The sequence below is a fragment of the Crenobacter oryzisoli genome (genome assembly GCF_030385785.1).
In the GTDB taxonomy this organism is placed as follows: domain Bacteria; phylum Pseudomonadota; class Gammaproteobacteria; order Burkholderiales; family Chromobacteriaceae; genus Crenobacter_A; species Crenobacter_A oryzisoli.
In genome coordinates, this window is the sequence record NZ_JAUEDK010000006.1 from 119526 (window position 1) to 130602 (window position 11077).

At 64.3% G+C, this 11077-nt stretch carries 8 protein-coding genes; 3 read left to right on the forward strand and 5 right to left on the reverse strand.

Annotated features, from left to right (window positions below; genetic code table 11):
• Positions 1-24: 24 nt before the first annotated feature.
• Positions 25-2355, reverse strand: coding sequence for a heavy metal translocating P-type ATPase (locus QU481_RS05280; protein WP_289828858.1), 2331 nt, complete (start codon positions 2353-2355; stop codon positions 25-27).
• Positions 2356-2419: 64 nt separating this feature from the next.
• Between QU481_RS05280 and QU481_RS05285 the strand changes: the two genes are divergently transcribed.
• The 3 genes from QU481_RS05285 (at position 2420) to QU481_RS05295 (ending at position 3821) form a co-directional block, all read left to right on the forward strand.
• Entirely contained in the window at positions 2420-2854 is a 435-nt protein-coding gene (locus QU481_RS05285; protein WP_289828859.1) for a MerR family transcriptional regulator, read from the forward strand.
• Positions 2855-2936: 82 nt separating this feature from the next.
• A complete protein-coding gene (locus tag QU481_RS05290) occupies positions 2937-3197 on the forward strand; it encodes a GlsB/YeaQ/YmgE family stress response membrane protein (RefSeq protein WP_289828860.1) in 261 nt (86 codons plus the stop codon).
• A 63-nt stretch (positions 3198-3260) separates the two neighbouring features.
• Positions 3261-3821, forward strand: a complete 561-nt coding sequence (locus tag QU481_RS05295; RefSeq protein WP_289828861.1) for a cysteine hydrolase family protein — start codon at positions 3261-3263, stop codon at positions 3819-3821.
• A gap of 135 nt (positions 3822-3956) precedes the next feature.
• Here the strand turns inward: QU481_RS05295 and QU481_RS05300 are convergent, their stop codons facing one another.
• From QU481_RS05300 to QU481_RS05315, 4 genes are all read right to left on the reverse strand, one after another.
• Positions 3957-4967, reverse strand: coding sequence for an adenosine deaminase (locus tag QU481_RS05300; protein WP_289828862.1), 1011 nt, complete (start codon positions 4965-4967; stop codon positions 3957-3959).
• Between the two features lie 125 nt (positions 4968-5092).
• Positions 5093-6319, reverse strand: coding sequence for a branched-chain amino acid ABC transporter substrate-binding protein (locus QU481_RS05305; RefSeq protein ID WP_289828898.1), 1227 nt, complete (start codon positions 6317-6319; stop codon positions 5093-5095).
• A 245-nt stretch (positions 6320-6564) separates the two neighbouring features.
• Positions 6565-10188: a trifunctional transcriptional regulator/proline dehydrogenase/L-glutamate gamma-semialdehyde dehydrogenase gene (gene putA / locus QU481_RS05310; RefSeq protein WP_289828863.1), complete on the reverse strand. Its 3624-nt coding sequence runs from the start codon at positions 10186-10188 to the stop codon at positions 6565-6567.
• Positions 10189-10677: 489 nt separating this feature from the next.
• A complete protein-coding gene (locus QU481_RS05315; RefSeq protein WP_289828864.1) occupies positions 10678-11013 on the reverse strand; it encodes a BON domain-containing protein in 336 nt (111 codons plus the stop codon).
• Between the last annotated feature and the right edge of the window lie 64 nt (positions 11014-11077).

The window sequence follows — 11077 nt, forward strand, 5'->3', positions numbered from 1 at the left end:
CTGTTTTACGTACACACCCCGTCGCTACACCACCTGGACCCGCCCCAGCTGCAGCAGCCGCAGGCCGTTGAACACCACCAGCAGACTCGCCCCCATGTCGGCAAACACCGCCATCCACAGCGTCGCATCGCCGAACACGGCCAACAACAGAAACACGGCCTTGATGCCGAGCGCCAGCGCGATGTTCTGCGTCAGCACTCGCGTGGTGGCGCGGCTCAGTCTGACGAACAGCGCGAGCTTGCGCGGGTCGTCGTCCATGATCGCCACGTCGGCAGTTTCCAGCGCGGTGGCAGTGCCGGCCGCCCCCATCGCGAAGCCGATGTCGGCGCGAGCCAGTGCCGGTGCATCGTTGACGCCATCGCCGACCATGCCGACCTGGCCGTGTTGACTCTTCAGGCCAGCCACTGCGCTGAGTTTATCCTCGGGCAGCAGGTTACCGCGTGCATCGTCGATGCCAACCTCGGCGGCGATCACCTCAGCCGTAGTCGGGTTGTCGCCGGTCAGCATCACCGGTGCTATGCCAAGTGCCTTTAGCTGTTCGACCGCCGCACGACTCTCCGCCCTTACGCTGTCGGCGACACCGAATAGCGCCACTGGCGCAGTCTGGGAACACAGCACGATGGCCGTCTTACCCTGCTCTTCCAAGGCGAACAGCCTCTCTTCCAGTTCAGGCGAGCAGATACCCAGTTCCTCGACCAGACGGTGGTTGCCAAGCCGCCACAGCGCCCCATCGATGCGCCCAGCCACACCGCGGCCGTGCAGCACGGAGAAGTCGTCAACTGGCAAGCCGGCATCGCCCGGCATGCGATCTCGCCAACCGGTGACCATCGCCTGCGCGATCGGGTGAGTGGCGTGTTCGTCCAGGCTGGCCGCCAGCCGCAACACCTCGGCCTCCGGCAGCGGACCGAGCGCGATCACGTCGGCCAGCGCCGGTTGACCGCGAGTCAGCGTGCCGGTCTTGTCGAACGCCATGGATTTGAGCCTGTGCCCGTTCTCCAGATACGCCCCGCCCTTCACCAGGATGCCTTGGTGCGCCGCGGCCGCCAGACCGCTGACCACGGTCACCGGCGTTGACACCACCAGCGCGCAAGGGCAAGCGATCACCAATAGCACCAAGGCGCGATACAGCCAGTCGCCCCATCCACCGCCGAGCCACAGGGGGCCAGCCAGCGCCACCGCGACGGCCACCAGCACCACCGCCGGTGTGTAGTAGCGGGCGAACGCATCGACGAAGCGCTGCGTCGGCGCTCGCTGCGATTGTGCATCCTGAATCGCCGCGGCAATCCGCGCCAGCGTACTGTCGCCGGCGGCGGCGGTGACCTCCGTTTCGATCACCCCGTCGGTGACGATGCTGCCGGCAAAGACGGTGTCTCCCGCAGACTTGTCGACCGGTAGGCTCTCGCCGGTGATCGGCGCCTGGTCGACCGCCGCCTGGCCGGTCAGCACCCGGGCATCGAGCGGCACCCGTTCGCCGGTGCGTACCCGCACCCGCTCACCGACCGCAACCTGGGCGGCCTGTCGATCCACCCAGCCGCCGTCCTGCCATACGTTGGCCGAATCGGGTGCCAGCGCCGTCAGCGAACGGATCGCATTGCGCGCCCGCTCCAGTGACAGAGCCTCTATCGCCTCGGCCAGCGCGAACAGGAACACCACCATCGCCGCCTCTGGCCAACTGCCAACGATCAGTGCACCGGTCACAGCCAGCGTCATCAGGAAGTAGATATTGAGGGTCAGATTCTTCAGCGCGATCCAGCCCTTGTGCAGCGTCGGCAGCCCGGCGCTGGCAATCGATACCAGGGCCAGCGCCAACACAGGCCAGGCAGTCTCCTGAGCGGTGCTCCAGGCGTAGACTTCGGCACCGAGTGCCGCGATGCCGCTAATCGAGAGCAGCATCTTGGCACGACGGCTTAGCGCCGGAGCGATGTCGGGAGCCGGCGCACCGGCTTCGAGCAGCACACCGCGCATGCCTATGCTCTCGAGAGCGCGGAAGAACAACCCGGTGTCGACGTGACGGTGATGCACGGTCAGCTCACGCCCGATCAGGTTGAAGTCGAGCCGCGCCACGCCGTCCATCGCTTCGAGCTTGTTGCGGATCAGCCGCTCCTCGGTCGGGCAGTCCATCGCCTCGATGCGCAGCCTGAGTGCCTGCGTGCCTTCCGGCGCACGGGCATGCACCACCGGCGTGCGAGCCCCATGATCGTGATCGTGATCGCAGCCCCGGTGATCGTGGCTGGCAGCCGAGGCACGCTTGCCGGAATTGACGAGGCGATAGCGCGCTCCCGGCGCGACGGCGAGCGGCTCATGGCCGCCGCAGCAGGCGTCGCCAGCCGGCGAGTGTCGTTCGTAGGCTTTCATGCGGAATCCATTTTTCTTCTGACACTACTTATACTGAACCCTGTAGTCACTACAGGGTCAAGCCATGTCGGAATCCACACTTACCATCGGCCAACTGGGCAGCGCCGCCGGCGTCAACGTCGAAACCGTGCGCTACTACGAGAAGGTCGGCCTGATCCAGCCACCGCCGCGCAGTGCCAGTGGTTATCGCCACTACCCGGTCGGCGTGGTACACCGGCTGCACTTCATCCGGCGCGGTCGCGAGTTGGGCTTCACCATCGAGGAAATCCGCGCGCTCTTGACGCTGGCACACCACCCAGACGAACCGTGCGCCCAGGCCGACCAGCTGGCGCGCCAGCACTTGGCCGAGGTCGAGGCGAAGATCGCCGATCTGACCAAGATGCGCGACGAGCTCGCCAAGCTGGCGTACTGCGACGGCCACGCGGTGCACGACTGCCGACTGCTCGATGCACTGTCCTGCCACGATGACCACTGCAGCGTTGATCCCTCGAAAAGGTAGCGCCCGTCATTGCCGACGTGGCCGTTTTCTATTTTTCGTCATACGCTTAAGTCGTCCGTAACCCCCCCACAAGGAGCGCACCATGGGATGGATCATCGCAATCATCGTCGGTGGCCTTATCGGTTGGCTGGCAAGCAAGGTGATGGGCACGAGCGAAGGCATCATTGCCAACATCATCGTCGGCATCATCGGCTCAAGCCTCGGCCGCTGGATCTTCGGCGACCTGCTCGGCATCGGTAGCGCCTGGAAAGCGGGTAGCTTCTCACTGGCGGGCCTGGCATTCGGGGTGCTCGGCGCGGTGATCCTGCTGTGGATCCTCAAAATGGTCGGCATCGTCAAATAGCCACGACCGAGCACCCTCCGGTGGGGTACCCGGTCCACACCTTGCTATTGGATATCGCTACCCATGAGCACAACCAGTCCACCCGCCCTGTTGATCATCGATATGCAACGCGCGATCGACCACCCCAGCTGGGGAGTGCGCAATAACCCACACGCCGAACACCGCCTGTTGGCGTTGCTGCAGCATTGGCGCGAGCTGGGTTACCCGGTGGTGCACATACGCCACGATTCACGCGAAGAAGGCTCCTACTACCGCCCTGGCCAACCGTGGCACGCGTTCAAGGCCGGCTTTTCCCCACTGGACGACGAAACAGTGTTTGCCAAGCAGGTGAACAGCGCCTTTATCGGCACCGAGCTGGAAGCATGGCTGCGCGAGCGCGATATCGACACGCTGGTCGTCGGCGGAGTGATCACCAACAACTCGGTCGAGGCGACGGTACGCATGGCCGGCAACCTCGGCTTCAATGTGTTCCTCGCCGCCGATGGCTGCTACACCTTCGAGCACACCGACCTGACCGGCCGGCACTGGAATGCCGAAGACATTCACCAGTTGTCGCTCGCCAATCTGCACGGCGAGTACTGCACCGTCAGCGACAGCGACAGCCTACTGGCGATGTTCCAGTAAGCGCTTGTTCCCGCTCGGCGCCTGCCGGCGGCTGCAAGACAAGCAAGACCGCCCGCGCCAGGTTTTGCGGGAATCGCCCCATGAAAAAAGGTTGGCCGTTTGGCCAACCTTTTTGTCTATATCCTGCGATGCGCGTTACGCCGCCAGTCGCTCCACCTCGGCGAGCCAACGCGACTTGTCCTCGGCGGACAACCAGCTGGCGATAAAGCTGTTCTTCACCAGCGTCAGCACCTCATCGCGGCTCAGGTCCAGCACCTCGGCGCAGGCGAGCAGGTTGTCTTGCAGATAGCCGCCGAAATACGCCGGGTCGTCCGAGTTCACCGTCGCCATCAGCCCCTGGGCGAGCAGCTGCTTCAGATTGTGATCGGCAAGCTTATCAAACACCTTCAGCCGCACGTTCGAGAACGGGCACACCGTCAGCGGCATGCTGGTCTCGGCCAGCCGCTTCACCAGCGCCGCGTCCTCCAGCGAACGCACACCGTGGTCGATACGCGACACGTCCAACAGGTCGAGCGCCTGCCAGACATACTCGGGCGGCCCCTCCTCGCCGGCGTGCGCGACACGCGGCAGGCCCAGTTGCTTGCAGCGCTCGAACAGACGGGCGAACTTCTCCGGCGGGTTGCCCTGCTCGCTCGAATCGAGGCCGACACCGTCGATACGGTCGAGGTGCGGCATCGCTTCGTCGAGTGTCGCAAAGCCGTCCTCCTCGGACAGGTGACGCAGGAAGCTCATGATCAGCCGGTAGCTGATGCCGAACTTCGACTTGCCATCCTCGAGCGCGCGATGGATGCCGTTCAGCACCGTGGCAAACGGCACGCCGCGCGCCGTGTGCGTCTGCGGGTCGAAGAAGATCTCGGTGTGGACGATGTTGTCGGCGTGCGCCTTCTCCAGGTACGCCCAGGTCAGGTCGTAGAAGTCCTGTTCGGTGATCAGCACGTTGGCGCCGGCGTAATACAGGTCGAGAAAAGACTGCAGGTTGCTGAAGTCATAGGCGGCCCGCAGTGCCTCGACACTCGAGTACGGCAGCGCAACACCGTTGCGCTTGGCCAAGGCAAACATCAGCTCCGGCTCGAACGAGCCCTCGATATGCAGGTGCAGTTCCACCTTGGGCAGGCGCCGGATCAGCGCGGCAAGGTCGGTCGACATGGTTTTCTCCTGGTTGCAGGCCGTTATTTTAGCCGCCAGCACGCCTTCGCGGCCGATCAAATGCGGTCGGTCGACAAAGAAAAACGGCGCGGAGATCCGCGCCGTTTCGTCAAAAGTAAAAACGCTTACTTGGCGGCCGAAGCGTCGGCACCCTTGGCGCCGCCGCCAACGGTTTCCAGCACCTTCCACTGGCCGTTCTCGACCTTGTAGAGAGTAATGCCGCCGTTCTTCAGATCGCCCTTGTCGTCGTAGGTCCAGTCGCTCGAGGTCACGCCCGAGTACTGGATCTTGGCGAGCACCGGCAGATACTTGGCCGGCTCGGACGAGTTAGCCTGCTTCATCGCGTCGATCATCGCCATGGTGGCGTCGTAGCCATACGGTGAGTAGGTAGCCACGTCGGTCTTGAAGCGGGCCTTGTAGCGCGACTCGTAATCCTTACCCTTCGGCATCTGCTCCAGCGGCAGACCGGCCAGCGAGGCGATGGTGCCGTCGCCGTCGGTACCGGCCAGCTTCAGGAAGGTCGGGGTCTTGGTCATTTCGCCCGACACCAGCGGCGCTTTCACGCCCAAGCGCTTCATCTGCTTGGCCATCGGGGCGGACTGGGCATCGGCGCCACCGTAGTACACCATGTCCGGGCTGGTCGATTTGATCGAGGTGATGATCGCCGCGAAATCGGAGGCCTTGTCGTTGGTGAACTCACGCTTCACGATGGTAGCGCCGGCAGCCTTGGCGGCCTTCTCGAACTCGTCGGCCAGACCCTGGCCGTAAGCGGTACGGTCGTCGACGATGGCGATCTTCTTGAAGCCGAGTTTCTCGACCACGTACTTGCCGACCACGCTGCCCTGCTGGGTGTCCGAGGTCATCGAGCGGAAGGTGTTCTTGAAGCCCTGCTGGGTAAAGGTCGGGGCAGTGGCCATCGCGATCATCGGCACGCCGTTGTCCGAGTAGATCTTCGAAGCCGGGATTGCGGTGCCCGAGTTGAAGTGACCAATGATGCCGCTGACCTTGTTGTCCATGAACTTCTGGGCGACCTGGGTGGCGATCTTCGGATCGGCCTGGTCGTCCTCAGCATCCAGCACGAACTTCACCGGCTTGCCACCGATGGTCGGGTGCTGGGCATTGGCGTCTTCGATCGCCAGCGTCACGCCGTTCTTGTACTCCTCGCCGTAGTGCGACTGCGGCCCGGTCAGCGGGGCGGCAAAGCCCAGCGTCACCACGGTTTCACCCGCAGCGGCAGCAGCAGCGCCGGACGCCTGGGTGCCGGTAGCCGGCTGTTCTTTCTTGCCACATGCGGAGAGTGCCAGAGCCGCAGCGACTGCCACGGTAAGCGACGCCAGTTTGATAGTTTGCATCATCGTTCCTCTACCTTGGTTGATTTCCCCCGCCGATCCGGATACGTCGCCCGGTGGCTTGGATTTGTGTGACGTTTTGGTAAAACGTTGGCGGCATTATTTCAACGCCGACTCTACCTGACAAGCAAACCCGGAACTTTGGAGTCAACGATGCGCCCACTTGTGGCGTGCGCCACCGCTGCCCTCAGGATTTCCGGCATGCAGAGGCCGGGCCAGCCTGTTTGGCCAGCCCGGCTTGGCCCATCTTACTCGGCCAGACTCATCAGGCTGGCGTTGCCGCCAGCCGCGGTGGTGTTGATGCTGAGCGCACGCTCCACCACCAAGCGATGCAGATTGATGCCGGTACGGTGTGGCACCACCAGTGACAACAGTGCACCGTCGCGGGCGGCAAGGCGTCGGCGCAGCTCGGTCTGCTCGGCATCACTGCCGTTCGCGATCAGCGCGGCCATGCCAGCAGCAGCGGCCACGTCATCGACCACCTCGACCCAGCCGTTCAGCGACGATGCCTGTGCGGCCAGCGGCTCACTCTTGCCGATCACCGCACGGTTGCCGGTAGCGAGCACCGCCGCCAGCGCGCTGACCTGCTCGAGCAGGCTGCCGCCGGCGATGCCGATGCGGCCACGCGGCGCAAACGCCAGCGTGTTCTTCTCGCCGGTCGGCCCCGGCAGCACGATCTGCTCGGCCAACGGCGTGGCGGCACGCAACGCCACAATGCGCTCGGCCTCGGCGGTCTTCTCGGCCGGAGACAGCGCCAGCTTCGGCAGCGCCGCATGCAACGCGTCCAGGCCCGGCAGCGCGACCGGGGTCTTGGCCGGCGTCAGGCGCGCATCCCATTCGGCACGGCGGACCAGACGGTACAGGTAGAACGGGCCACCGGCCTTCGGGCCGGTGCCGGACAGGCCTTCACCGCCAAACGGCTGCACGCCGACCACCGCGCCGACCACATTGCGGTTCACATAGACGTTGCCGGCCTTCACCTCACGACTGATCGTGTCGATCGTCTCGTCGATGCGGCTGTGCACACCGTGGGTCAGGCCGTAGCCGGTAGCATTCACCTCGGCGATCACCTTCGGCAGGTCACGCGCCTCGAAGCGCACCACGTGCAGCACAGGGCCGAACACTTCGCGCTTGAGCAGGCTGATCGAGTCGATCTCGAACATCGTCGGCGGCACGAAGGTGCCGTTCACGGAGGCGTCGCTGAGCTTCACCTGATGGCAGCTGCGCGCCTGGGCCTTCATCTGCTCGATGTGGCGCAACAGGTTGCCCTGCGCCTCGGCGTCGATCACCGGGCCCACGTCGGTGGCGAGCAGCGCCGGGTTGCCGACCACCAGTTCGTTCATCGCGCCCTTGATCATCGTCACGATCTTGTCGGCGACATCATTCTGCAGGTACAGCACGCGCAATGCCGAGCAACGCTGACCGGCCGAGTCGAACGCCGACGACAGTACGTCGGTCACCACCTGCTCCGGCAGCGCCGAGCTGTCGACGATCATCGCGTTTTGCCCACCGGTTTCGGCGATCAGCGGCACGTCCTCACTGCGCTGCGCCAGCGTGCGGTTGATCAACTGCGCCACTTCGGTCGAGCCGGTGAAGATCACGCCTTTCACGCGCACGTCACGGGTCAGCGCCGCGCCGACGGTCTCGCCGCGACCCGGCAGGAACTGCAGCACGTCGCGCGGCACGCCGGCCTCGTGGAACAGCCGCACCGCATAGCAGGCGATCAGCGCTGTCTGTTCGGCCGGCTTGGCCAGCACCGGGTTGCCGGCGGCCAGCGCCGCGGCCACTTCGCCGGTGAAGATCGCCAGCGGGAAGTTCCACGGGCTGATCGCCACCACCGGGCCCAGCGCCGGATGGCTATCGTTGGCGAATTCGTTGCGTACCTGTTGCGCGTAGTAGCGGCAGAAGTCCACCGCTTCACGCACCTCGGCGATCGCGTTCTGCAGCGTCTTGCCTGCCTCGCGCACCGCCAGGCCCATCAGCGTGGCCATATTGGTTTCCATCGCGTCGGCCATGCGCTCGAGGCAGGCGGCCCGCTCGGTCGGCAGCGTGGCGGCCCAGCGCGGGGCAGCCGCCTCGGCCAAGCTCAATGCCTCGTCCACCTGGGCGACGCTCGCCTCGATCACCGCCCCCACCACTTCGCGGCGGTCGGCCGGGTTCGTCACCGGCTGGCGTTCACCGTCGGTCACATCGCCGCTACCGAGCAGCGGCTGCGCCAGCCACTCGGTCTTGACGCTGGCGTCGAGGCCAATCTGCAGGGTGGCGAGCACATGCTCGCTCGACAGGTCGAGGCCGGAGGAATTCTGGCGACCCTTGCCATACAGTTCGACCGGCAGCGCAATCTTGCTGTGCGGCGCGCCGGCATGGCGGGCGGCCTCGGCCACCGGATCGGTGATCAACTCGTCGATCGACACCGACTCGTCGACGATGCGGTTCACGAACGAGCTGTTCGCGCCGTTCTCCAGCAGGCGGCGCACCAGGTAGGCAAGCAGCGTTTCGTGCGAGCCGACCGGTGCATAGATGCGGCAGGCCTTGCCGAGGTTGGCCGAACCCACCACCTGGTCGTACAGGGTCTCGCCCATGCCGTGCAGGCACTGGAACTCGTAGTCGAGGCCGTTCGCCAGATTGTAGATCGCCGCCAGCGTGTACGCGTTGTGCGAAGCGAACTGCGGGTAGATCGCGTCCTGCGCGGCCAACAGCTTCTTGGCGCAGGCAAGATACGACACGTCGGTGTAGACCTTGCGGGTGTACACCGGGTAGCCGGTCAGGCCATCAACCTGGGCACGCTTGACCTCGGCATCCCAGTACGCGCCCTTCACCAGGCGCACCATGAAGCGATGCTTGGTGCGGCGCGCCAGGTCGACCAGGTAGTCGATCACATACGGGCAGCGCTTCTGGTAGGCCTGCACCACGATGCCGATGCCCTTGAAGCCAGCCAGATCCGGGTCATTCGCCAGCGCCTCGATCAGGTCGAGCGACAACTCCAGGCGGTCGGCCTCTTCGGCGTCGATATTCAGGCCGATGTCGTAGCGCTTGGCAAGCAGGAACAGCTCCTTCAGGCGCGGCAGCAGCTCGTTCATGCTGCGTGCGTGCTGAGTGCGGCTGTAGCGCGGGTGGATCGCGGACAGCTTCACCGAAATGCCCGGGCCTTCGTACACGCCGCGGCCGGCCGACTCTTTGCCGATGGCGTGGATCGCCATCACGTAGTCGTTGAAGTAGCGCTGCGCGTCGGCCTCTGTCATCGCCGCTTCGCCGAGCATGTCATAGCTGAAGCGGTAACCGCGCGACTCGCGTTCGCGGCCGTTGGCCAGCGCCTCCCCGATGGTCTCACCGGTGACGAACTGCTTGCCGAGCATGCGCATCGCCAAGTCCACGCCCTTGCGGATCAGCGGCTCGCCGCCCTTGGCGATCAGCTTGGTGATCGCGCTGGACAGGCCCTGCTCGCTGTGCGAGGACACCAGCTTGCCGGTAACCAGCAAGCCCCAGGCCGCCGCGTTGACGAACATCGAGCTGCTGTTGCCCAAGTGAGCGCGCCAGTCGCCGCGGCTGATCTTGTCGCGGATCAGCTTGTCGGCGGTCGCGCGGTCCGGAATGCGCAGCAACGCTTCGGCCAGGCACATCAGCGCGATGCCCTCCTGGCTGGACAGCGAGAACTCGTGCATCAGTGCATCCACGCCGCTCGACTTGGTGCGCTGCTCGCGCACCTTGGACACCAGACGGCGCGCCAGCTCCTGTACCGACTTCACCTGCTCGGCCGGCATCGCTGCCTGTACGAGGATGGTCTGCACGCACTCGCGCTCGTCGCGGCGGTACGCTGCGGTAATTGCATCGCGCAAGGCGGATTGGGGATGAGCTAGCACCTCGAAAGACATGTCGACATTCCTTTTTGAGTTTGCGCGGGACGCACCTGCCCCGAAATTGCCGACCATTGTAACGGCACCTTCAAACTTTTGTTCGACAATATATTTTCTACAGACTATTTTCACCCAGCGCAGCTGCCTGCCCATGAATGAATCCAGCATTCCCAAGGGCTTGCACCGCACCTGTCGATGTCGACATTGTTGCGTGCATACAACCTGCGAAGCCGCCAAACGCCGCGGCAGATAGGCACTCCTGTCGGCATTCCACCCTGCACAGGTCGAGTCGTCGCATCCAGCACAGGCCACCCCGCGCCTCGAGCCGTTGAACGCGGCCAGGCACGGCTGCTGCCGTGAGCGATGCCCAAATGGAAACACAATAAAAAAATAGCCCACCCCGGGGTGAGAGGTGGGCCAAACAGAACGTCAGATCAGACGGAGGGTGGTGCTACTACAACTACTACTACAACTACAGAAAATCAGAGAGAAAGGATTCGGTACGAGTTAAACCGGTTTGACTTCAATTTCCGACGAGACCTGGCTCACGCCTTTCACGGTCGACGCCAGCTCGACCAGTTGACGGATCACGTCTTCGCTTGGAGCGACACCGTCCAGCACGACCTGGCCATCCTTCACTGTCAAAGACACCTGTGCACCCAGCCTCTCGGCTTGCGGCTTGACCGTGCGCTCAACGACCTTGGCCAATCGAGCATCCTTGCTCTCGCCAGCAGCAGCAAGATGCTGGGGCTGAGCGAGCGGCTGCACGTCGGTCACCGGGCCGGCCAGTACTGCCGTAGCCGACAGGGACAGCAACGCAGCAAGGATCAGACTGTTTTGCATAAATACTCCAGAACGGAAAATCTGCTTAAGTTGCCCAATACTTAGCAATCCCCGTGCCAGCATT